The sequence below is a fragment of the Pseudomonas sp. AL03 genome (genome assembly GCF_029960815.1).
GTDB lineage: Bacteria > Pseudomonadota > Gammaproteobacteria > Pseudomonadales > Pseudomonadaceae > Aquipseudomonas.
The window spans coordinates 21,950-44,680 of sequence record NZ_JASBRE010000025.1 but is presented as its reverse complement, the minus strand read 5'-3'; the positions used below and the strand labels follow the sequence as shown (position 1 = coordinate 44,680).

The 22,731-nt window shown below is 59.8% G+C and carries 24 protein-coding genes and 1 pseudogene; 12 read left to right on the top strand and 13 right to left on the bottom strand.

The window, feature by feature from the left end:
- Positions 1 to 7: 7 nt before the first annotated feature.
- A complete protein-coding gene (locus tag QK293_RS21420; RefSeq protein ID WP_282380750.1) occupies positions 8 to 595 on the bottom strand; it encodes a YecA family protein in 588 nt (195 codons plus the stop codon).
- 274 nt (positions 596 to 869) lie between these two features.
- Between QK293_RS21420 and recQ the strand changes: the two genes are divergently transcribed.
- The 4 genes from recQ to QK293_RS21400 all read left to right on the top strand — a co-directional run bounded on the left by recQ (position 870) and on the right by QK293_RS21400 (position 5,774).
- Positions 870 to 2,996, top strand: coding sequence for a DNA helicase RecQ (gene recQ / locus QK293_RS21415; protein WP_282380748.1), 2,127 nt, complete (start codon positions 870 to 872; stop codon positions 2,994 to 2,996).
- Between the two features lie 119 nt (positions 2,997 to 3,115).
- On the top strand, positions 3,116 to 3,550 hold the full coding sequence (locus QK293_RS21410; protein ID WP_282380746.1) for a MarR family transcriptional regulator: 435 nt from the start codon (positions 3,116 to 3,118) through the stop codon (positions 3,548 to 3,550).
- 128 nt (positions 3,551 to 3,678) lie between these two features.
- Positions 3,679 to 5,454 (top strand): FimV/HubP family polar landmark protein, encoded by a 1,776-nt coding sequence (locus QK293_RS21405; protein WP_282380744.1) that lies wholly within the window; start codon positions 3,679 to 3,681, stop codon positions 5,452 to 5,454.
- Positions 5,455 to 5,486: 32 nt separating this feature from the next.
- Positions 5,487 to 5,774 carry a SelT/SelW/SelH family protein gene (locus QK293_RS21400; RefSeq protein ID WP_033055915.1) on the top strand — a complete coding sequence of 96 codons (288 nt, stop codon included), beginning with the start codon at positions 5,487 to 5,489 and terminating at the stop codon, positions 5,772 to 5,774.
- Here the strand turns inward: QK293_RS21400 and QK293_RS21395 are convergent.
- Together QK293_RS21395 and QK293_RS21390 are read right to left on the bottom strand one after the other, a co-directional pair.
- Positions 5,768 to 6,661 carry a DMT family transporter gene (locus QK293_RS21395; protein ID WP_282380738.1) on the bottom strand — a complete coding sequence of 298 codons (894 nt, stop codon included), beginning with the start codon at positions 6,659 to 6,661 and terminating at the stop codon, positions 5,768 to 5,770. The two genes, QK293_RS21400 and QK293_RS21395, sit on opposite strands and share 7 nt — an antisense overlap.
- A gap of 160 nt (positions 6,662 to 6,821) precedes the next feature.
- Positions 6,822 to 7,115 (bottom strand): annotated as a pseudogene (locus QK293_RS21390) (cupin domain-containing protein); the annotation flags it as partial.
- Positions 7,116 to 7,251: 136 nt separating this feature from the next.
- Here QK293_RS21390 and QK293_RS21385 point away from each other — a divergent pair.
- Positions 7,252 to 8,067: a UDP-2,3-diacylglucosamine diphosphatase gene (locus tag QK293_RS21385; protein ID WP_282380735.1), complete on the top strand. Its 816-nt coding sequence runs from the start codon at positions 7,252 to 7,254 to the stop codon at positions 8,065 to 8,067.
- 35 nt (positions 8,068 to 8,102) lie between these two features.
- On the opposite strand, the gene QK293_RS21380 is transcribed toward QK293_RS21385, so the two are convergent.
- Positions 8,103 to 8,693 (bottom strand): phosphohydrolase, encoded by a 591-nt coding sequence (locus QK293_RS21380; RefSeq protein ID WP_282380733.1) that lies wholly within the window; start codon positions 8,691 to 8,693, stop codon positions 8,103 to 8,105.
- A gap of 43 nt (positions 8,694 to 8,736) precedes the next feature.
- A complete protein-coding gene (locus QK293_RS21375) occupies positions 8,737 to 9,048 on the bottom strand; it encodes a DUF962 domain-containing protein (protein ID WP_282380731.1) in 312 nt (103 codons plus the stop codon).
- A gap of 160 nt (positions 9,049 to 9,208) precedes the next feature.
- On the opposite strand from QK293_RS21375, the gene QK293_RS21370 reads away from it, so the two are divergent.
- On the top strand, positions 9,209 to 10,270 hold the full coding sequence (locus tag QK293_RS21370; RefSeq protein WP_282380729.1) for an AraC family transcriptional regulator: 1,062 nt from the start codon (positions 9,209 to 9,211) through the stop codon (positions 10,268 to 10,270).
- On the opposite strand, the gene QK293_RS21365 is transcribed toward QK293_RS21370, so the two are convergent.
- Positions 10,227 to 11,681: a TrkH family potassium uptake protein gene (locus QK293_RS21365; RefSeq protein WP_282380728.1), complete on the bottom strand. Its 1,455-nt coding sequence runs from the start codon at positions 11,679 to 11,681 to the stop codon at positions 10,227 to 10,229. The genes QK293_RS21370 and QK293_RS21365 overlap by 44 nt on opposite strands.
- Before the next feature lie 122 nt (positions 11,682 to 11,803).
- Here QK293_RS21365 and QK293_RS21360 point away from each other — a divergent pair, with 122 nt between their 5' ends.
- Positions 11,804 to 12,370 (top strand): NAD(P)H nitroreductase, encoded by a 567-nt coding sequence (locus QK293_RS21360; protein ID WP_282380726.1) that lies wholly within the window; start codon positions 11,804 to 11,806, stop codon positions 12,368 to 12,370.
- 113 nt (positions 12,371 to 12,483) lie between these two features.
- Here the strand turns inward: QK293_RS21360 and QK293_RS21355 are convergent, their stop codons facing one another.
- The 6 genes from QK293_RS21355 to QK293_RS21330 all read right to left on the bottom strand — a co-directional run bounded on the left by QK293_RS21355 (position 12,484) and on the right by QK293_RS21330 (position 16,721).
- Complete coding sequence (locus QK293_RS21355; protein WP_282380724.1) at positions 12,484 to 13,824, bottom strand: HAMP domain-containing sensor histidine kinase; 1,341 nt, start codon at positions 13,822 to 13,824, stop codon at positions 12,484 to 12,486.
- A gap of 67 nt (positions 13,825 to 13,891) precedes the next feature.
- Entirely contained in the window at positions 13,892 to 14,329 is a 438-nt protein-coding gene (locus QK293_RS21350; protein WP_282380722.1) for an LTXXQ domain protein, read from the bottom strand.
- A 125-nt stretch (positions 14,330 to 14,454) separates the two neighbouring features.
- A complete protein-coding gene (locus QK293_RS21345) occupies positions 14,455 to 15,132 on the bottom strand; it encodes a response regulator transcription factor (RefSeq protein ID WP_282380720.1) in 678 nt (225 codons plus the stop codon).
- A gap of 7 nt (positions 15,133 to 15,139) precedes the next feature.
- Positions 15,140 to 15,553, bottom strand: coding sequence for a translation initiation factor 2 (locus tag QK293_RS21340; protein WP_282380718.1), 414 nt, complete (start codon positions 15,551 to 15,553; stop codon positions 15,140 to 15,142).
- 270 nt (positions 15,554 to 15,823) lie between these two features.
- Positions 15,824 to 16,123, bottom strand: a complete 300-nt coding sequence (locus QK293_RS21335) for a YciI family protein (protein WP_008156126.1) — start codon at positions 16,121 to 16,123, stop codon at positions 15,824 to 15,826.
- Between the two features lies 1 nt (position 16,124).
- Entirely contained in the window at positions 16,125 to 16,721 is a 597-nt protein-coding gene (locus QK293_RS21330; RefSeq protein WP_282380712.1) for a septation protein A, read from the bottom strand.
- An 87-nt stretch (positions 16,722 to 16,808) separates the two neighbouring features.
- Here QK293_RS21330 and QK293_RS21325 point away from each other — a divergent pair, with 87 nt between their 5' ends.
- From QK293_RS21325 to rluB, 5 genes are all read left to right on the top strand, one after another.
- Positions 16,809 to 17,672, top strand: coding sequence for a PHP domain-containing protein (locus QK293_RS21325; protein WP_282380710.1), 864 nt, complete (start codon positions 16,809 to 16,811; stop codon positions 17,670 to 17,672).
- Positions 17,673 to 17,685: 13 nt separating this feature from the next.
- Complete coding sequence (locus QK293_RS21320) at positions 17,686 to 18,315, top strand: L-threonylcarbamoyladenylate synthase (RefSeq protein ID WP_149632173.1); 630 nt, start codon at positions 17,686 to 17,688, stop codon at positions 18,313 to 18,315.
- 123 nt (positions 18,316 to 18,438) lie between these two features.
- A complete protein-coding gene (locus QK293_RS21315; protein ID WP_282380816.1) occupies positions 18,439 to 19,137 on the top strand; it encodes a ScpA family protein in 699 nt (232 codons plus the stop codon).
- An 11-nt stretch (positions 19,138 to 19,148) separates the two neighbouring features.
- Positions 19,149 to 20,162, top strand: a complete 1,014-nt coding sequence (gene scpB, locus QK293_RS21310) for an SMC-Scp complex subunit ScpB (RefSeq protein WP_282380704.1) — start codon at positions 19,149 to 19,151, stop codon at positions 20,160 to 20,162.
- A gap of 224 nt (positions 20,163 to 20,386) precedes the next feature.
- The gene (gene rluB, locus QK293_RS21305) at positions 20,387 to 21,673 is read left to right on the top strand and encodes a 23S rRNA pseudouridine(2605) synthase RluB (protein WP_282380702.1); all 1,287 of its coding nucleotides are present in this window, start codon (positions 20,387 to 20,389) and stop codon (positions 21,671 to 21,673) included.
- Positions 21,674 to 21,739: 66 nt separating this feature from the next.
- On the opposite strand, the gene QK293_RS21300 is transcribed toward rluB, so the two are convergent.
- On the bottom strand, positions 21,740 to 22,705 hold the full coding sequence (locus QK293_RS21300; RefSeq protein ID WP_282380700.1) for a leucyl aminopeptidase: 966 nt from the start codon (positions 22,703 to 22,705) through the stop codon (positions 21,740 to 21,742).
- Positions 22,706 to 22,731: the final 26 nt, after the last annotated feature.

The window sequence follows — 22,731 nt, the reverse complement described above, 5'->3', positions numbered from 1 at the left end:
CAAAACCTTAGTGGTGACGAGGCTTTAGGATCGCCGGTTTTTCGTCAGGTGCGTTGCACAGCAGGTACAGCGCAGTCAGGGCTTCCGGGATCTGCACGATCATGTCGTCCATCAGGTTGGCGTCGGCCGCGATGTCGGAGAACTCGGGTTGTTCGTCGAACAGACCCGAACCGACCATGATCGGCAGCAGCATTTCGCTGACTTCGTCTTCGGCGGTTTCGAACCAGGCGGCTTCGCGCAGGAACACGCCTTCCATGAAACCGATGCACCAGCCGCGCAGGTCGGAATCGTCCGGCTCCTCGCCCAGGTCCAGGTCGCATGGCAGCTCGAACTCTTCATCGGACGCCAGTTGGCGTGAGATGTGAGCCTTGAGGGCCAACAGGGTGGATTCAATCGCTTCACGCTCGGTGTCGTCGGCGTAATGCGGCTCTTCGGCGAAGAGGGCGTCGATCCATTCTCGGTCGGGAACGATTTCGGAACAGATCGACAGCGCAGTGAGGTAGCCGTGGGCGGCCACGTAGTCCAGCGCCTCGTCATGCAGTTCGTCGGCGTCGAGGAAGACTTGCAGGCGGGTTAATTGCTCAGCGAAGGACATTAAAGGGCTACCTTGGGAATTAAACAGATGCGGGAATTCTAGGCCTTCTTGAGCACTCAGGCCAGCCGCGCGGCATATTTGCGCCCACAAGCCTCTTTTCACCGGTGCCCTTTGCCGGACAGGGGTCGGGTATACTCGCGCGTTTTGTGATGCCCTGCCGGCGTCGCGGCTGAAATGTGAAGTGTCATGCAATGCGCACTTACGATTTGTCGGTGCAGCCTTCGTGGTTCTGAACCAGCCTTGCAGGGATGTTTTTGTGATTTTTGGAGTTTCTATGCTCGAACAGGCTCAACGCGTCCTCAAGGATATCTTCGGCTACGACAGTTTCCGTGGCCGTCAGGGTGCAATCATTGAGCGCGTGGCCAGTGGCGGCGACGCCCTGGTGCTGATGCCTACCGGTGGCGGCAAGTCCTTGTGCTTCCAGGTGCCAGCGCTGTTGCGCGAGGGCCTGGCGGTGGTGGTGTCGCCGTTGATCGCCCTGATGGACGACCAGGTCGCGACCCTCGAAGAGTTGGGTGTCGCCGCGGCGGCATTGAACTCCACGCTCAGCGCCGAGCAGCAGCGCGATCTGGCGGCACGGATCAAGCGCGGTGAAGTGAAAATGCTTTATCTCGCGCCCGAGCGTCTGGTTCAGCCACGGATGCTGGCTTTCCTGCAAAGCCTTGAAATCTCCCTGTTCGCCATCGACGAAGCCCACTGCGTGTCCCAGTGGGGCCACGACTTCCGCCGCGAATACCTGCAACTGGGCCAGTTGGCGGAATTGTTCCCCAGCGTTCCGCGTATCGCCCTGACCGCGACCGCCGACAAGCGCACCCGGGAAGAAATCGTCGACCGCCTTCATCTTCAGGATGCGGAGCGTTTCCTGTCGAGTTTCGACCGCCCCAACATCTTCTATCGCATCGTGCCCAAAGAGCAGCCGCGCAAGCAATTGCTGGCGTTCCTCGCCGAGCGGCGCAGTGATGCCGGTATCGTCTATTGCCTGTCGCGCAAGAAAGTCGATGAAGTCGCGGTGTTCCTCAGCGAACAAGGCTTCCCGGCGCTGCCGTACCACGCCGGTCTGCCCAACGATACCCGGGCTCACCACCAGAAGCGCTTCCTCAACGAGGAAGGCCTGATCATGGTCGCCACCGTGGCGTTCGGCATGGGCATCGACAAGCCCAACGTGCGCTTTGTCGCTCACCTCGACTTGCCTAAGTCCCTTGAGGCTTACTACCAGGAAACCGGTCGCGGCGGCCGTGACGGTCTGCCGGCAGACGCCTGGATGGCTTACGGCCTGCAAGACGTGGTGATGCTCAAACAGATGCTGCAGAACTCCGAAGGCGACGAGCGCCACAAGCGTCTGGAGCAGCACAAGCTCGACGCCATGCTCTCGCTCTGCGAGGAAACCCGCTGCCGTCGCCAGACGCTGCTGGCCTACTTCGACGAAGACATGCCCGAGCCCTGCGGCCACTGCGACAATTGCGTCGATGGCGTGCAGACCTGGGACGCCACCGAGCCGGCCCGTCAGGCGCTCTCGGCGATCTACCGCACCGGCCAGCGCTACGGTGTCGGCCATTTGGTGGACGTGTTGCTGGGCAAGGACAACGAAAAGGTCCGCAGCTTCGGCCATCAGCATCTGTCGGTTTACGGTGTCGGCAAGGCGATGGGGGAGAGCGAGTGGCGCTCCTTGTTCCGTCAGCTGGTTGCCCGTGGTCTGGCCGACATCGACCTAGAAGGTTACGGCGGCCTGCGCTTGAGTGACACGTGCCGGCCGCTGCTCAAGGGCGAAGTGACCCTGGAACTGCGTCGCGACCTCAAGCCGCAAACCACTGCCAAAAGCAGCAAGAGCCAGGCGAGCCAACTGGTTCGCGGCGAAGAACGCGAACAGTGGGAAGCCTTGCGCGCCTTGCGTCGCAAGCTCGCCGAAGAGCATGGCGTGCCACCGTACGTCATCTTCCCCGATTCGACGCTGCTGGAAATGCTCCGCAGCCAGCCGACCTCGCTGTCGGAAATGGCCACGGTCAGTGGTGTCGGTGCGCGCAAACTGGAACGTTATGGTGAGGCCTTCCTTGAAGTCCTCGGTGGGCAGGTCGAGGCGCCGAAAGTGGTGGCCGACCTGCGCCACGAATTGATCACCCTGGCCCGAGCGGGCATGACCCCGCTGCAAATCGCCGGCCAGCTGCAATGCTCGGAAAAGAATGTCTACACCCTGCTCGCCGAGGCGATTGGCAAGCAACAGTTGTCGCTGGAGCAAGCGCTGGATCTGCCCGAAGAGTTGATGGGCGAAGTCCAGGATGCGTTCCTCGACGGCGAGGGCGAATTGCCGCCCGTGTCGGAGATCGCCGCATTGTTCGCCGGTCGCGTGCCGGAAGGGGTGTTGTACTGTGTTCGAGCGGCGCTGCAATCGGAATTTGAAGTTTAAGTGACCTGTTACGGTGATGTAACGATTCACTACAGAGCAAACCTTGCCTCAAGCCAACGGCCATGCTTAGCTGACTAATAATTAGTTTTTCTCTATTTCAGTCTAATCATGAGTGTTTTATGCCGTTAACCGACCAACACCGCTTTGGCATGCAACTGGCCCAGATGTCGCGCGGCTGGCGTGCCGAACTGGACCGCCGTCTGGCTGGCCTGGGTCTGTCCCAGGCGCGCTGGCTGGTGCTGCTGCACCTGGCGCGTTTCGAGGATGCCCCGACCCAACGTGAACTGGCGCAAAGCGTCGGCGTTGAAGGGCCGACGTTGGCCCGACTGCTCGACAGTCTCGAAAACCAGGGACTGGTGCAACGTCAATCGGTGCTGGAAGACCGCCGGGCCAAGAAAATCGTTCTCTGTGCTCCGGCGCGTCCCTTGATCGAACAAATTGAAACCATTGCCACCCAACTGCGCCACGAGTTGTTCGAAGGCGTCGATGAGGCGGATTTGAAGGTTTGCATGCGTGTCCACGGGCACATTCTGGCCAACCTGGAAAAACCTTGAGGCATAACCACGCGCCAGACTTTTGAGAAACCCCGTTGGGCAGACTATAAAGAACTACTTGGCAATATCGTGTTCGTACCGGATGTGCGAACGCGTACAAGATGGTTATGGTTATCTAAGGGATGCTCATGCTCGAGAGTTGGCACGTGGTTTTGCGGTGTTGCGCCAGGCTGCTTCTGGTCGGTGGTGCTGTCACTTACTCGGCATTGGCGCCCGCGTTGGGCTTGGGTGATATCACCCTGCATTCGGCACTGAATCAGCCGTTGCGCGCCGACATCGCCCTGGTGGATGCCGCGGGTCTGGAGGAGGGCGAGCTCTCGGTCAGTCTGGCGACGCCTGAAGAGTTCAGCCGCGCCGGCGTCGATCGGGTGTTCTTCCTAAACAATCTGAAGTTCACGCCGATCTTGCGCGGCAACCGCAGCCTGATCCGGGTGAGCTCCAGCAAACCTGTCAATGAACCTTTCCTGAATTTCCTGGTACAGCTCAATCAGCCCAACGGGCGGGTGCTGCGCGAGTACACGGTGCTGATCGATCCGCCGGGTTCACCGGGGATTGTTCCCGTCACTGACGAACCGGTTACCGACGTTCAGTCCTCTGGATTCCCGACGGTTGAGCCGGTCGTTGCGCAGCCACCTGCGGCGAAGGGCAAAAAGCCGTCAGCTCCTCGCGTCGATCAACCTCCTGCCACGCCTGTGAGTGATCCGGTTGCCGAACAACTGGCCGCCAGCGTGCTGCGAAACCAGCAGATGCAAGCAACCATCGATGCGTTGAACGCGAAGCTTCAGACCCAGGAGGATCACGTCGCCGGTCAGAAAAAACAGGTGACTGAACTGCAAACCCAATTGGCGGAAATCAAACAAGCGTCGGTGGAGCCGGTTGCACCCGTTGTTGTGGCTCCAGTGCCGGCCATTGTTGAAGAGCCTGAGGCCACTCATTGGCTGCTGATTTTCGGGTTGCTGGCGCTGGTGGCTTTGGTTTTGCTGGGGCTGTTCGTTCGGCGCCAACGACAACAGGTTCAGACGTTGCCCGACGCTTTACCTGTTTTGCCATCACGGCATGAGCCGGTGCTCAATCGCGCTGCAGAACCGGTCGTGCAACCAGCAACCGAATCAGATCAAGAGACGCCCGCAGGCGATGTGCTCGAAGGGGTGGGCATCTATCTGGCCTATGGCCGTTTTTCCGAAGCGGCCGGTTTGTTGCGGGAGGCGCTGATCACGGAGCCACAACGCACGGACCTGGCCGTACAATTGTTGGAAGTCTTGGGTAAACAGGGTGACGTACCCGCCTACGAAGCACAGGAAAACAACCTGCGTGACGCCGGATACGACCTGCAAAAACTTCAGAATATCCGCGCCCAACACCCGAAACTGAGCAGTGCGGTACCGTTGGCCGTCGCAGCGACAATCACTCCCCTCAAGCCTTCACTACCTCAAACAGTGCCCAACGATGAGTTCCAGTTGAACCTGGATGACCTGTCGATGGATTCGAGTTGGGACCTGATCAGTCCTTTTGAACACGCGCCGTCCGCCGCGAAGCCATCGAGCGAATCCGCGCCGGTCGAGCCGCCGTTCATCTCGAACCTGCACGTCTTGCCTGAGGTATTTGAAATGCCTGACGACTCGACGCTGGACGAGCCCGAACTTGAATGGGTCGCCGAGCCTGACTCACAGTCTCTGGATGACACCTTTCTCAACGAGTTCAGCGATTCCGGCCAGTCGCCGGAGATGGAGCCGCTGAACCTGGAACCGGCCGAGCCGAGCAGCGCCGGCAAACTGGAACAAGCCCAGACCTGCATCGATGACGGCGATCTGGACAGTGCCATCGAACTGCTCAACGAGTTGCTCAAGGAAGGTAGCGAGCCGCTTAAGCAGACAGCCCGGAACCTGCTCGCCGGGCTATCATAGCGGCGACCTCTGGCTCAGGAGCTTCGCCGATCATGACTGCACGCAAACCGGAAATCATCATCACTTATTGCACGCAATGCCAGTGGCTGTTGCGTGCTGCCTGGCTAGCCCAGGAACTGCTCAGCACCTTTGGTGACGACCTCGGCAAAGTGTCGCTGGTGCCCGGCACCGGTGGGGTGTTTCACATTTTCTGTGACGATGTACAGATCTGGGAGCGCAAGGCTGATGGCGGTTTCCCGGAGGCCAAAGTGCTGAAGCAGCGGGTCCGCGATCAAATTGATCCGGACCGCGACTTGGGGCACAACGACCGCACTCAGTGAGAGGCGGCTTCTGCCGCAACGGTTTTCTTGCTTGAGCCGCCCGAGAGTCGGCTGGAGACCACGATCGCCACGACGATCAACGCGCCACCGATCAGCATGCGCAGTGTCGGGTTTTCATCAAACAGCAGCCAGGCCACGGTGATGCCGTAAACCGGCTCCAGGGCGAAAACCACTGCCGCGGTCCGCGCCTTGATCACTGCCAGGCTGGCAACAAACAGACTGTGAGCGACGCCCGTGCAGAACACCCCGAGCAGGCCGATCCACAGCCAGTCGATGGCGCGCACTTCGCTCAACTGCGGTGCCGCCACCGGCAGCAGACACAACGCGACCACCACGTTCTGACACAGCGCAGCCTGCACCGCCGGGATTCGCCCGGAGCTGGCGCGGTTGGTCAGTGATAGCAGAGAGAACAGCAAACCTGAGCCCACCGCCCACAGCAGACCAATGGTGGCGCCGCTGGCCAGATCGAAATCAGGGGTGACCAGCACCAGCCCGACACTGACCAGCACCACCAGCAGGATTTCGTTGGCGCGAATTCGCTCGCGGAAGATCAACCCTTCTAGGATCACGGTAAACGCCGGGAAGCTGGCGAAACCTAAGGTCGCGATTGCCACGCCTGCGACCTTCACCGCAATGAAAAAACTCACCCAGTGTCCGGCCAGCAGTAAACCGCTGAGCAATAGTCGGCGCCAGTCCATAGCCTCGAGTTTCTGCCAGCGAGTATTGCTGGCGAACCGCGCAAAAAAGGCTAACGCCAGCACAGCGAACGCGGCACGACCAAAAACGATAATGGCGGGGGAGGCAGCAGCCAGTTTGCCGAACACACCGGTCAAGCCGAACATCAGTGCGCCGATATGCAGGGCGCCAAGGGCGGTACGGGGAGTCATTGCAGTCCTTAACAACAAGCGAACAAAGATGTAGGAGCAGCCTTCGGCAGCTCCTGCATTGAACCGTGATAACCCTAGGTGTGTCTGTCGGTAAACTATTGCATTTTGTCGCCAACCTAGCGCCGCAATTTTCCGGGTGAGGCACCGAACTCCCGCAACACCGACCGGCGTTGTCGAGCAAACGACGGCTGGCCTCGGCGTGTTCACCAAGGGACTGAGATGCCTATGGGGCGCTGGGCACATCCAGCACCAGGCAACGGCTGCCATTGGCGCTACCGCAGGCGTGATGGAAACCGGACGGCACCACCACGAAACTCTGCTGAACCACCTGACTGCGACGCCCGTCGACCTCGAAATCCAGCGCACCCGACAGCCCGAACACCAGCTGCGCGTGGTCGTGGCTGTGGACGATCGGGTCATGAGTGTACTGGCGTAGCGTGAGGATCGGTCTCATCGAAGGTCTCCAGGGCAAGGCTGCCAGTCTACACCGAGGGCAATCGTGGGGCGCTGTCACAGGACTGACTCGCCACTGTCATGGGCAATTAACCCGACCGGCGCAAAGTTGCAAAAACTTTTGCAGAGGGTTGCCCATGACCAGCGCCGAGCTCGCCAAACCCAGTCGTAAGCAACGTGTGCGGACCTTGTGGATTTCCGATGTGCATCTGGGCACCCGGGATTGCCAGGCCGAACACCTGTCGCAGTTTCTCAAGGGCTACCACACGGACAAGATTTACCTGGTCGGCGACATCATCGACGGCTGGAAGCTGCGCGGCGGCATGTACTGGCCCCAGGCGCACACGAATGTGATCCGCCGCTTGCTGACCATGAGCAAGCGCGGCACCGAGGTGATCTACGTCACCGGCAACCACGACGAATTCCTGCGCCGCTATTCGAAACTGATTCTGGGCAATATCCAATTGGTGGATGAAGCCGTGCACGTGACCGCCGATGGTCGCCATCTGCTGGTCATTCATGGCGATCAGTTCGACGTGATCACACGGTATCACCGCTGGCTGGCCTTTCTCGGCGACTCGGCCTACGAATTCACTCTGACTCTCAACCGCTGGCTCAACCATTGGCGCGCCCGTTATGGCTACGGTTACTGGTCGTTGTCTGCCTACCTAAAGCACAAGGTCAAAACCGCGGTCAGCTTCATCAGCGATTTCGAAGAAGCTATCGCTCACGAATGCGTCAAACGCGAGTTGCACGGCGTGGTGTGCGGGCACATTCACCATGCCGAGATTCGCAAGGTCGGCGGGGTGGATTATCTCAATTGCGGAGATTGGGTGGAGTCGTGCACAGCGCTGATCGAGCATTGGGACGGGTCGATCGAATTGTATCGATTGGCGGATGTCCAGGCGCGTGAGGCGGAGTTGAAAGCCATTAGAATCGCAGAGCCGGCCTAACATTTTGGGTGTTTGAGCCGGTCCCGCTGGACTTATCAGCCTGGCGCGTATTCCTCCATCGCGGCCTTGTAGATGGAGTTCTTCGGCTGCGCAAACAACCGCTCCATCATCGGCTCAAAGAAACTCAGCGGCAGCGTGTCATACGCCGGATCAAACGCCGCTGCGTCATATTTGGCACAGAACTCAATGGTCGCCTGATACTGCGGATGGCCGCTGAATTGCTCGCGCAGATGCCGGTCCATGCCCAAATGATGGAAGAAATAGTATCCCTGGAAAATCCCGTGTTGCTCGACCATCCACAGGTTCTCGGCGCTGACGAACGGCTTGAGGATCGCTGCGGCGATGTCCGGGTGGTTGTAGGAACCCAAGGTGTCGCCAATGTCGTGAAGCAGCGCGCAGACCACGTATTCTTCATCGCGGCCATCGCGCCAGGCACGGCTGGCGGTTTGCAGGGAGTGGGTCAGACGATCCACCGGAAAACCGCCAAAATCACCCTCCAGTAATTTCAGGTGCGCCACAATCCTTGTCGGTAATTGTCGCGCGTAGGCACTGAAGTCTGCGGCGATAATCGCCCAGTCTTCCTGTGTGCCGTCCTGCATGTGGGTGAAACGGGCGTTGGCGTTCATCGGCTAGTCTCTCTTTGCTTATCTCTCTAAATAGCGGTTGCGCCTAGAACGGCACGCGACCCAGAATCATGTCTCGGTACATGACGAAATCGCCCAGCAGGCTGTAAAACGGATGTTGGAAGGTCGCAGGACGATTTTTCTCAAAGAAGAAATGCCCCACCCAGGCGAAGCTGTAGCCCGCCAGCGGTAGCGCCAACAGCAGCAGCCAGGCGCCTTTGCCGATGGTGAGGGCCAGAATGAAAATAACCAGCGTCGTGCCGATAAAGTGCAATCGTCGACAGGTACTGTTGCTGTGTTCGCTGAGGTAATACGGATAGAACTCAGCGAAGCTGTTGAAACGTTTGACGTTTTCCACGACTGCGATCTCTGTGGTTATTGTTCTGACTGCAAGTTGTTCTGCGGGTAGCTTATTTGAGTCTAGAGTGATCATTGGCATCAGCCAGTGACAATAGGCGCCACTTTAGTATCCTTCGGAAACTGGCCGTAGCCTGCGGCTCATCATGTAAGTGGACGACATGAGCGAACGAACGACTTCTGCAAGCTGGGCGATGGGGATTGTCAAAGCACTGGAGATGGACGGCCTGGATTGCCGGGTTCTGTTCAAGCAGCTGGGGCTCGACTACACGGCACTGGATGATCCGGATGCGCGCTTCCCGCAAGATTCCATGACACGACTGTGGCAGCGCGCGGTTGAGCTGTCCGGCAACCCGGCGATTGGCCTGAACATGGGCAAGGTGGTGCGACCGGCTTCCTTTCATGTGGCAGGCTACGCCTTGATGTCCAGCCAGACCCTGGCCGAAGGCTTTCAGCGCCTGGTGCGCTATCAGCGGATCATTGCGGAAAGTGCCGACCTGAGCTTCCGGTTATTGGAGGAGGGTTATGCGCTGATTCTGACGGTTCACGGCGACCATCTGCCACCGACCCGGCAGAGCGCCGAAGCGTCACTGGCCTGTGCCCTGGCGCTGTGCGGCTGGTTGACCGGGCGCACTCTGCAACCGCGCAAAGTGCTGGTGCAGGGCGATCAGCCCGTCGATCTGGAACCCTATAAACAAGCCTTTCATGCACCTTTGGTGTTCAACGCGCCTTATGACGCCTTGATCTTCGAGCGTGCTGACATGGAGGCTCCGTTGCCTACTGCCAACGAGGCGATGGCGCTGTTGCATGACCGGTTTGCCGGTGAATACCTGGCACGGTTTTCCGAGAGTCGCGTGACCCACAAGGCGCGACAGGTGCTGTGCCGTTTGCTGCCCCAGGGCGAACCCAAGCGCGATACCGTGGCGCAGACGCTGCACCTGTCACAACGCACCTTGCAGCGACGCTTGCAGGAAGAAGGCACGAGTTTTCAGACGTTGCTCGACGACACTCGACGTGAACTGGCCGAGCAATACCTGGCGCAGCCGTCCATGACCCTGCTGGAAATTGCCTACCTGCTGGGGTTCGCCGATCCGAGCAACTTCTTCCGTGCTTTCCGCCGCTGGTTCGACGCCACCCCCGGCGAGTACCGGATGCGCCTGATGGAAGCGCCTGCTCCTGTCAGTGACGCCAGAACGCCGGAATACACAGAACAAACACCGTAATGATCTCGAGTCGGCCCAGCAGCATGCCGACCGACAGAATCCACTTGGCGGCGTCCGGCAGGGTGGCAAAGTTGCCCGCCGGGCCAATGGTCTCGCCCAGTCCCGGACCGACACCGGACACCGTGGCGGCCGCGCCGGTGAGGGCGGTCATCCAGTCCACACCGAGCAGCGACAACAGCAGCGCGATCACACAGATGGTGATGGCGAAGAAGAAGGAAAAGGTCAGAATCGAACGCACGATCTCTTCGTCGAGGCGGTGACCGTTGTACTTCTGCTTGATCACCGCGCGCGGGTGAATCAGCTGGTTAAGGTTGGCCTTGAGCAGGATGTACGCGACCTGGAAGCGGAAAATCTTGATCCCGCCAGCGGTCGAGCCCGAACAGCCGCCGACAAAACCCAGATAGAAGAACAGCATCAGCGAGAAATTGCCCCAGAGGCTGTAGTCCCCCAACGCGAAGCCTGTAGTCGTGACCACCGAGGTCACGTTCAGCGCCACATGTCGCAGGGCTTCCAGCCAATGCAGCTGGGTGGTCCACCAATACCAGGTGCCGAGCACCAGCCAGGTCACCAGCAACATGCCGAGCAGCCCCTGAACCTGTTCATCCTTGATCAGTGCTTTGCGGTTACCGCGCAAGGTCGCTACATACAGGGTGAACGGCAGGGCACCAAGAATCATGATGACGATCGCGACCCAATGCACTGCAGGCTCCGTCCACTTGGCAAGAGACTGGTCGGACGTTGAGAAACCACCGGTGGAAATCGCCGACATCGCGTGGTTGATCGCATCGAACGGGCTCATCCCGGCCCACCAGAATGCCAGGCTGCCGAAAATGGTGATGCCGACGTAGGCCGCAACGATCAAACGCGCCACCATGTGCGAACGGGGCATGACTTTTTCGGAACGGTCCGACGACTCGGTCTGAAACAGCCGCATGCCACCGATGCGCAGCAGTGGCAGAATCGCTACCGCCATGCCGATAAAGCCGATGCCGCCGATCCAGTGCAGCAATGAGCGCCACATCAGGATGCCGGGAGACATGTTGTCCAGGCCCGTGAGCACCGTCGCACCGGTGGCGGTAATGCCGGACATGCTTTCGAAGAACGAGTCGGTGTAGCTGATGCGCTGGGTCAGCAGGAACGGCAGCGCAGCGAAGATGCACACCACCACCCAACTGCTGACGGTCAGCAGGTACATGTCTCGCGGACGCAGGTGTATGTGTTCGGGGCGACCTGGGATGACCAGCGCGAGGCCGGCGACAAAGGTAATCATGCTCGCCCAGAGGAACGACGGCAGGTCGCTGGTGCGGTCGAAAATCACCAGCGTGGCCATGGGCACGACCATGGCGATGGCCAGCGTGATCAGGAAGATGCCGATGATGAAACCAATAATCCGTAAGGTCGGCAACGCCATGAAGTCCGCTCGGGCTGAAATAGGGAAGGGCGCCATTCTACCTGCGGGGCCTGCTATGTAAACCGGCACTCCCGAGGTGGTTGCAGCTAGAATAGCTTCACATTTTTTTCAGGAGGTGGCCGATGCAGGCTCTCGACGCTTTGCTCAACCGTGTTTCCGTTCCGCGACTGCTGGAACCAGCACCGACCGCAGAACAACGCGAAGTGCTGTTTGCCGCCGCGATGCGAGCGCCAGACCATGGTCACTTGCAGCCTTGGCGCTTCCTGACCGTCGAAGGCGCGGCACGTGAGCAAATGGGCGAGTTGCTGGCCGAAGCGGCGAAGCTGCAGGACAGTGAGGTGTCCGAGGCCGCGCTGGACAAGGCGCGTAACGGCCCGCTGCGTGCGCCGCTGGTGGTTGTGGTGATCGCGCGGTTGCAGGATCACGTCAAATATCCGAAGTCCGAACAACGGCTGGCGGCGGGTTGCGCGGCTCATGGGGTTTTGCTGGCGGCGTATGCGCAAGGGATTGGCGCGGTGTGGCGCACGGGTGAGCTGGCGTATTCGGCGCATGTGGCCAAGGGGTTGGGGCTTGTGGAAGGGGAAGAGGTGATTGCGTTTCTTTATCTGGGTACGCCGCAGAAGGAACCGCGGGTGGCGGAGAAGGTAGACCTCACTGAATTCGTCAGCGTCTGGCCCGCTAAGTTTTGAAGATCAAAAGATCGCAGCCTCGTTTCACTCGACAGCTGCTACAGAGACAGGTGTACATCTGTAGCAGCTGTCGAGTGAAACGAGGCTGCGATCTTTTTGCATCACCACTGCACTTACGGCTGAACGACCGCCCCCGGCACCAACGGTAATTCAAGGCTGGCGATAAACCCACCATGCGGATGATTTGCCAGCACTAGACTCCCGCCATGCCGTTCCGCCGCACGACGCGCAATGGCCAACCCCAAACCATGTCCAGCCGCCGTCTGCCCCGGTGCCCGGTAGAATGGCTCCCCCAACTGGCTCAAATGTGCAGCCTCTACACCCGGCCCATGGTCACGCACGCTGACCACAATCCGCTCACCCTGACGCACCGCCTGCATTTCAATGGATTGCCCCTGCGGGTTGAACCGCTGAGCATTGCGCAGCAAGTTGTCCACGGCGCGCTCGATCATCGTCGGCCAGCCTTTGAGATTCAGCTGAGGCTCGGCCTCAAGGCGCACGTTCTGCTCGGGCGAACTCAATTGAGCATCCTTTTGCAGAGTGTTGAGCAGCGCATTGAGATCAACTTCTTCGGCGCTGGCGTTGTCGGCATCGACCCGTGCCAGTACCAGGATTTCGCTGATCAACGCTTCCAGTCTGTCGCACTCACGGGTAAGGCGCGGCCAGAGCTTTTCCCGTTCTTCAGGGTTGGCCCGCTCGGCCAGTGCCAGCGCAATGCGCAGCCGGGCGAGGGGGGAGCGCAATTCGTGGGACACATCCCGCAGCAACTGCCGCTGACTGCCGATCAAACTTTGCAGGCGCGCGCCCATGCGGTTGAAGTCGTTGGCCAGCACGCCGAACTCATCGCGCCGGTTGGCCAGTTTTACCAAGCTGTTCTGCTGGTAAGTGGTTTGCCCCAGATCATGCACCGCACCGCGCAAACGGTTGAGTGGGCGAGTAATGGACAACGTCACCAACAAGCTGAACAAGGTCAGCACCACCAGCGCGATACCCAGCGCACTCAACGGCCACAGCAGGCTTTCGCGGTGCCATGAGTCCAGTTCCGGGTGTCGAATGCGGTAGATCAGCAGGTACGTGTCGCCGGTTTTTTCGCTGGTGTACTCAGCGGTCAAGCGACGCCATGGCAGGCGACGGTCGTCGTTGTTCTGCCGCGCTTCGAAGGCTGCCGCACGACGTGGGAAGGTGCCGCGCACCACCGGATCGCCGCTCTCGTTGAGCACTTGAACGTCAATGTGATACTGGCGCTTGCGCTGTTCCAGAATGTCCTGGGCCGCGTCTTCACCCTGCGACTCATAGGTTTGCGTCCACTGTTCGGCCAGGGTGTTGAGGCCCGGGTGACGGCTGAGAATCCATGCATCCTGGTTGAGCATGTGCCCGAGCAGAATGGAAAGCCCTGCAACCAGAGCGATGGCCAGCCAAAAGCTGGCCAGAATACGCCAGAACAATGAGCGCACAAAAAATCCTCAAACAAAGAAAGCCCAAGGGCGATTAACCGTTGGGCTGGGGCGTGTTGCTAAAGCATTATTGCGCTTTTTGCGGTTGTTGCGCTTTCCAGGCCTTGAACTCGGCCCATTCGGCGCGACGCTCGGCCTTTTTCTTCTGGATCTCGTCGAATTGCTTCTGTTGATCCGGTTTCAGCAAGGCACGCACGTCGGCTTCAGCTTTCTTGTGGTTGGCCGCCATTTCATCTTTCATGGCTTTCTGGTCGGCTGGCGAAAGTTTTTCCAGGTACTTGTCGACCACTTGCTTACGCTCATGCATCTGCTCGCCCATGATCTTGCGGACCTGCTCGCGCTGTTCGCGGCTCAGGTCCAGCTGGCTGTACGGGCCTTTGCCGTGCATGCCGTGCATCTGACCGCCATGGCGTGAGCCGTCCATCGGGCCGGCACCTTCAGGCATGGCCATGGCAATGGTCGGCAGAGCGGCAGCGAACATCAGAGCGATAAGAGTCTTGCGCATGGTGAATCTCCTTGTCTCGTTCCCGGTACGTTCCGGATGTGTGCAGATTACGGAGACCAAGGTCAGCGGCGGTCAGCGGAGTGTAAAGCTTGGGTAAAGACGATTTCTCGCTGACCTGACAAAACTTACAGGCTGTAGTAATAGCCACGGCTGCGCAGGGCCACGATGCGCGGGCGGCCGTCGGGGTGCGGGCCGATCTTTTTGCGCAGGTTGCTGACGTGCATGTCCAGGCTGCGGTCGTACAGTGTCAGCTTGCGGCCGAGGGCGATTTGCGCGAGTTCCTGTTTGTCCAGCGGCTCACCGGGTTGCTTGAGCAGGGCTTCGAGCAAACGGCTTTCGGACACGGTGAGCGTGAATTCCTGCTCATCGATGCTGACGACGCCACGCACTGGGCTGAAACACAGGTCGCCCAGTTCCATCTGGCTGGACACCGCCGTCGGGTGACTGCGGCGCAACACGGCGCGCAGGCGGGCTGTCAGTTCCCGTGGGTCGCACGGTTTGGCCAGGTAATCGTCGGCGCCGAGTTCCAGGCCGAGGATGCGGTCCAGCGGCTCGCCGCGCGCCGAGAGCATCAGCACCGGCAAGTCCGGGTGGTCGTTGCGCAATTGCTTGAGCAACTCCAGGCCGCTGCCGTCCGGCAGCATCACGTCCAGTACCACGGCTGCCGGCGATGTTTCAGCCAGTGCGCGACGGGCACTCTGACCGTCGTGGCAGGCGCGGACCTGGAAGCCTTCCTGGCTCAGCCAACTGCTCAGGAGCTCACACAGCTCCTGGTCATCATCAATTAATAACAGCTCGCTCATGACTCACTCAATTTAGCCATTGCCTACGTTTTCTGGTGGCACCACTGGCGAAGATACCGCAGAGCAACGCCAATAGCGCTACTCCGGCCCCGATGACGAACCACTGCTGCTGATCAGTCAGCAAGCGCGGCAGCGGGCTGCTGGCCTGGGCTTCCTTGAGTTGCAGCTTCAGACGCTGGTTCTCCTGGCGCAACCGGCTCAGCTGAACGCTTTCGCGTTCGCCATCGACATTCTGCAGTTGTTTGCTCAGTTCTTCTCGTTGCTGCTCGCTTGCCTTCAAGCGTTGCTGCAAATCGGTGATCTGGCTGCCGGCGCTCAAGGAAAGCGGCGTCGAACTACCGCCAGCAGCGCCTTCTTCACCGTGGGCGGGGGCCATGATCGACAACGTCACCAACATCAGACACAACGGACCTTTGCGCATCGCGACTCCTGATTCCAATACGAGTATTGGGCAGGTTGTCGGCCGGTAAACGAGAATAATGAGCGTTGAGCGCGCGATGAAACCGATTAGGTTCACCGCGCCAGGGGATTAGTGTCTTGTCTCACAAGTACGTTCCTCTTTTTGGCGAGTGGCTGTTGTTGTCAGGCAAGGCGCCGCGACGAGTCATAGCCCGCTATGGCGAGGAGCGGCAACGCAGCATGACGGCAACAGACACCGTCAAAAAAGGAACAGTACTTGCGAGACAAGACACTATGGCAGGACTTGCTTGAACGGCTTGACCGAAACGTTGGCGTAGACGCCTGCGGCGATATACGGATCAGCGTCGGCCCAGGCTTGGGCGGCGCTCAAAGAATCGAATTCGGCGACGATCAGGCTGCCGGTGAAACCCGCAGCACCCGGATCATTGCTGTCGACCGCCGGGTGTGGACCGGCCAGAACGATGCGACCTTCGCCTTTGAGCACTTGCAGGCGCTCAAGGTGTGCAGGGCGTGCGGCCAGGCGGGCTTCCAGGGAGTTGGCGACGTCTGTGGCAATAATTGCGTAAAGCATGTCAGTCCTCGGTTTTTGGCGTTGTGGTATCGGCGTCGTGCAGGTGGCGGGACAGGTAGATGCCCTGGGCGACCAGGAACAGCAGCGTCATGCCCAGGCTGCCGAACACCTTGAAGTCGACCCAGTAGTTCTGGAAGGTGAACGCGACGAACAGGTTGGCGGCACCGCAGAACAGGAAAAACCCAATCCAGGCGATGTTCAGGCGCGTCCAGACCTGATCCGGCAGGGTCAGCGCGTGGCCCATGATGCGTTTGATCAGCAGGTTGTCACCCACAAAGTGACTGCCGATGAAAGCCAGGGCGAACAGCCAGTTCACCACCGGGGCTTTCCACTTCAGGAAAGTTTCGCTGTGGAACGCCAAGGTCAGGCTGCCGAAGACCAGGCAGGCGATGAGGGTCAGCCACTGGCTCTTCTCCAGCTTGCGCTGCTTGATGAACAGCGTGCCGTAAACCACCAGGGAGCTGATGATCAGCATCGCGGTGGCGCTGTAAATACCGCCTACAGTCAGTTGATGACCGGCGATGTCGACGACCCGTGGGTCGAGTTTGAAGACGATGAAAAACAGCAGAAGCGGGATGAAATCGATGAATTGTTTCACAGTGGCAGCCAGAAGCAGGATGTGTCGGCATAATAACAAACATATTGGCGCGCGATAGCGCCAGCTGATTTGAGGTAACACATCCCCGTGAATGTTGATTTGCACTGCCATAGCACGGCCTCCGATGGCGCTCTCGCGCCTGCAGTTCTGGTTGCGCGTGCGTTCGAAAAAGGCGTGCGAGTCCTGGCCTTGACCGATCATGACACCCTTGAAGGCCTCGACGAGGCCCGCCACGCGGCGACTGCGCTGGGGATGCAACTGGTCAACGGTGTCGAATTGTCCTGCACTTGGGGGGGCGCGACCATTCATGTACTGGGCTACGGATTTGATGTAAATGCCGCACCGTTGGTCGAGGCCATCGCAAAATTGCACGATGGCCGCTGGCTCCGGTCCGAAGAAATAAGCCGCAAGTTGGCGTTGAAAGGCATGCCGGGAGCGCTCGAAGGTGCCCGGGCCATTCAGCAGGAACTGGGCGACAGCGGCAACGCGCCGGCCCGTCCGCATTTCGCCGACTGGATGGTGCGTGAAGGTTTCGTCAAGGATCGCGCCGAAGCGTTCCGCAAATGGCTGGGCGCCGGCAAGCTGGGGGACGTCAAGCAACACTGGCCGACCCTGGAAGACACGGTCGAAACCCTGAGAGCCGCGAAAGCCTGGGTCAGCCTGGCGCATCCGTGGCACTACGATTTCACTCGCAGCAAACGTCGCCGGTTGATTGCCGACTATATTCAAGCAGGGGGCCACGCTATCGAAGTGGTCAATGGCCATCAGCCCGCCGAGCAAGTGGGCAGCCTGGCGATTCTTGCCCGTGAATTCGGTCTGCTGGTCAGCGCCGGCAGTGACTTTCATGGCCCTGGAGGCTGGTCCGAGATCGGTGAATACCGCCCGCTCCCGGAGGATCTGCCACCACTGTGGTGTCGATTCAAACATGACCCAATTATTGCCGCCGTCTGAACAGGTAGAGAATGTGAGTCAATTTTTCCAGATTCATCCGGAAAACCCGCAAGCGCGCCTGATAAAACAAGCTGTCGAGATCATCCGCAGCGGCGGGGTGGTGATTTATCCCACAGACTCGTCCTATGCCATTGGTTGCCAGATCGGCGACAAGAATGCCGTGGAGCGCGTGCGCCGGTTGAGACAGCTGGACGAAAAGCACAACTTCGCGCTGATTTGCAGCGACCTGTCGCAACTGGGGCTGTTTGCCAAGATCGACACCGGCACCTTCCGCCTGCTTAAAGCTCACCTGCCGGGGCCATACACCTTCATTCTCAACGCCACCCGCGAAGTCCCGCGGCTGTTGTTGCACCCGAAAAAACGCACCATCGGCCTGCGCGTGCCGAGCCATCCGATTGCCCTGGCGCTGCTGGAGGAACTCGGCGAACCGCTGATGAGCGTGACCCTGATCATGCCTGGCGACACCGATCCGATGACCGATCCTTACGAAATGCGTCAATTGCTTGAGCATCAGGTCGAACTGATCATCGACGGCGGTTTCGGCGGGATCAAGGCGTCCACCGTGATCAACCTCGCCGACGGCGAGCCAGAAGTGATCCGCGTCGGTTGCGGCGACCCTACGCCGTTCATGGCCGAGGCGTAGATGTCTGCAGTAGAACCCGTTGTCGACAGTCAGGCCGGAGCCCAGCAAGAGCTGCCCTTCGCCATGGTCTATGGCCAGGCGGTCATGGAAATGCCGCTGGACCTGTACATCCCGCCGGACGCTTTGGAAGTCTTCCTTGAAGCGTTCGAAGGCCCCCTCGACCTGTTGCTGTACCTGATCCGCAAACAGAACATCAACATTCTCGACATCCCGGTGGCGGAAATCACTCGGCAATACATGGGCTATGTCGAGTTGATGCAGTCGGTGCGCCTGGAGTTGGCCGCCGAGTACCTGGTCATGGCCGCGATGCTGGCCGAGATAAAGTCGCGGATGCTGCTGCCGCGTGCCGAAACGATCGAGGCGGAAGAAGACGACCCTCGCGCCGAACTGATCCGCCGCTTGCAAGAGTACGAACGCTTCAAGGCCGCTGCCGAAGGCATCGATGGCCTGAGCCGCGTGGGCCGCGATGTGGTAGTGCCAAAGCTGGATGCCCCGCAAGCCCTGGCGCGCAAGTTGTTGCCGGACGTGCGTCTGTCAGAGCTGCTGCTGTCCATGGCCGAGGTGCTGCGCCGTGGCGACATGTTCGAAAGCCACCAGGTCAGCCGCGAGGCGCTGTCCACGCGCGAACGCATGAGCGATGTGCTGGAACGGCTCAAGGGTGGTGGTTTCGTGCCGTTTGTCGAGCTGTTCACCGCTGAAGAAGGGCGTCTGGGGGTGGTGGTGACCTTTATGGCGATTCTCGAACTGGTCAAGGAATCCTTGGTCGAGCTGGTGCAGAATGAGCCGTTCGCGGCGATCCACGTGCGAGCCCGAGCCGAATAACGAGTTGAATCATGAACCTGACTGAACCCCGCGAGCTGGCGCCACTGCTTGAAGCCTTTCTGTTGGCCTCGGGAAAACCGCAATCGCTTGAACGCCTGTTCGAACTCTTCGAAGAGGGCGAGCGGCCGGAACCGCCGGTCTTCAAGAAAGCCCTGACGATTCTGGCCAAGTCCTGCGACGGCCGCGCCTTCGAGCTGAAGGAAGTGGCCTCCGGGTATCGCTTGCAGATCCGCGAAAAGTTCTCGCCGTGGGTAGGACGATTGTGGGAAGAGCGGCCGCAGCGCTATTCCCGCGCCATGCTCGAAACCATGGCCCTGATCGCCTATCGCCAGCCGATCACCCGGGGTGAGATCGAAGAGGTGCGGGGCGTGGCGGTTAACAGTCACATCGTCAAAACCTTGCTGGAGCGCGAGTGGATTCGCATTGTCGGTTACCGCGACGTGCCGGGTAAGCCGGCGATGTTCGCGACCACCAAGGCCTTTCTCGATCACTTCAACCTGAAAAACCTCGACGATTTGCCACCGCTGGCCGAACTGCGCGAGCTTGAACCTGATCCGGTGCTCGATTTCGACGACGCGCCGGTGCCTGCCGGTCTGCAAGCGTTGGCCGACGCTAGCGCGGAACCGGAAGAGCCGAAGGAAGAAACCAGTTTCCATACGTTGTTGCTGGAACTGGACACCATGGAGGAGGGGCTCAAGACCGACTTCGACGATTTGTTGCGCGATGGCGAGGTGACCGAGACCGAAGAGATCCTGGATCAGCCCGAGCCCGAGCTTGAGCCTGAGATCGAAGTTGAACTTCAGGTCGAGCCCGAAGCCTCAGTCGAAGAAGAGCAGGAAGAAGAGCAGGAAGAAGAGCAGGAAGATGATGTGCTTGGCGTTGCCGAAGCTCGCGAGAAACTCCTCGCCGCTGTCGCCGCCCTTGAACAACACAAGCCCGAGCCCGAGTTGACCGACGAAGAAGCCGAAGCCCGAGCCCTCGCCGAAGCGATCGAGGCCGAACGCCGCGAATTCGACGACGATTGACCTGACTGATCGTTCCCACGCAGAGCTTGGGAACGATCTCGGTGTTGAATGTGCCGGCGTCATCGCGCAAGCTCGGTGCCACCGGTCAGCGGAAATCCAGGTAAGTCTCCATTGATCAGCTAGTCTCTGATGCGCGAACGCTCCCATGAGCGTATGATTCGCGACCCTTCGGCGATCCCTTCGCCAAGTACCCAGTTTTACAGACCACACCGGGAGGTGCCCAGATGAGTATCAAAGACCAGAAAGACGACCAGGAAATCGGCCCAGCAGGCGAAAAACTGCAGAAAGTCCTCGCCCGAATCGGCGTCGGCTCGCGCCGTGACGTAGAAGCCTGGATCAGTCACGGCCGCATCAAGGTCAATGGCAAAGACGCCACCCTCGGGCAGCGCGTCGACATGCACGACGCCATCACCATTGATGGCAAGGTGATCAAGCGCGAAGAAGCCGCCGAGTCGGTACGCCGCGTGATCATGTACAACAAGCCAGACGGCGAAATCTGCACCCGCCTTGATCCGGAAGGCCGTCCGACCGTTTTCGACAAGATGCCGCGCCCGAAAGAAGGTCGCTGGATCAACATCGGTCGTCTGGACATCAACACCACCGGCCTGCTGATGTTCACCACCGACGGTGAGCTGGCCAACCGCCTGATGCACCCTTCCTATGAAATGGACCGTGAATACGCGGTGCGTGTGCGTGGCGAAGTCGATGACGAGATGATCGAGCGTCTGAAAGCAGGCGTCGTCCTCGAAGACGGCCCGGCCAAGTTCACCGACATCAAGCAGGCGCCAGGTGGCGAAGGTTTCAACCACTGGTACCACTGCGTGGTGATGGAAGGTCGCAACCGCGAAGTCCGTCGTCTGTGGGAATCCCAGGGCCTGGTGGTCAGCCGTCTGAAGCGCGTGCGTTTCGGTCCGGTGTTCCTCAACTCCGATCTGCCGATGGGCCGCTGGCGCGAAATGAGCCAGTACGAAGTCGACATTCTGAGTGCTGAAGTGGGCCTGACGCCGGTGGCCATGCCGCAGATGAACGCCAAGAGCAAAGACAAGCTCGATCGCATGCAGCGTAAATCGTCGCGTCCAATGGGCAAGACCGACCGCGTGCGTTCGTTGCGTCCAGCCATCGGTAACCAGACCGCTGCTACACCGCGTGACTCCCGTGAACCGCAAATCGAAGGCGAGCGCCCCGCCCGCAAGCCTGCAGCACCTCGTGCTGACGGCGAGCGCGGTCCACGCACTCCGCGTCCGGCCAACGGTCGCACCGAGCGCGGTGAAGGCCGTAGTGCGCCAAGCGGCGGTCGTAGTGATCGCGGTGCTCCTGCTGGTCGTGGAGAATCGGGTCGCGGTACGCCAGTGGCAGACCGTCCTTCTGATACCAAGCGCCCGGCCAAGCCAGCGCCGAAGAAGCGCCCAGGCATCGTCCTGGTCGACAAGGACGCGCCATCGGGCAAACGCCGTGGTGCGCCTGCCGGTTCGGGCCAGCGTCCGGGTTTCGGTCGTCGCAAGCCTGAGTAATCGGTAAGTGCTGCATAAAAAAACGCCAACCTTCGGGTTGGCGTTTTTTTTGGTCCGGCTGATCGTTTAGAACACAAACCGCCCATCAAACACCGGCTCATCATCCAGCGCCAACACGCCGCTGGAGAAGATCAGGTCCAGATGATGGCTACCCTTCGCGCCACCACCCAATCCCAGATGCAGCCCGCAATGACGTTCCTCGAACCCGGCATTGCGTGCATACAACGTCTTCACGCCTTCGTTGGTGCCGATCCCCAACTCCTCGATCCGTCGATTGGATGGATTGGCTTCCAGATACTTGTTGAAGTCATGTTCCAGCCCGGGCACCTCGGTGGCGATTTTGCTGATGGTCGAATTCTCGATCCACAGTTCCAGCGGTGACTCCAGCACCCCGTACTTGCGGGCGAATGGAATAGTGCCGAGAAAAGTCCCCATGAACTTGACCCGCCCGTTAATGGCTTCGCTGTGCGTGGCAATTTCACCGGGAGCCAGGTCGAAGTTGCCGACACCGTTAATATCGGTCCACTTCTTGATGCTGCTCAACGGTGTTTCGAACCATGACCCGTGATCATCTTTGAAACTTAACGTGTTGGCGTGAGACATGCGCTGGATCAAGTGGCTGTTCAACCCGGCAATGCGCTGCGGGGTGACACTGAAGGTGTCGTAGAAGTAATCGCCGTAATCCTTGAACAGCAGCGACTTCTTCCAGTTCTCGGCCATCACGCCTTGCAGCGCGCGGACAAATTCCGGGCCGTCGGGGCGTGGGTTGGGCAGGGTGGAAGAGTCGTAGAAGAAAATGTACAGATCGCTGTCAGTAATCGCCTGAGTCAGCAATTCGGTCGGTTCAAGGTCCAGGCGCATGGCGCTGAAACTAAACGGTTGGCCGTTACCGGCCTGTTCGGCGATGGCGCCGGTCAGTGCCGCGTAATCAGCCGTGTGGCCGAGCAAAACCTTCGCCGGGTTGATGCCGGCAAGGGCAGGGTGGTGTTCGAGGTAGTAAAGGAAATGCGAGATGGCGCGTTGCTTATCCATGTAGTCCTCCCTGACAAACCGAGAAA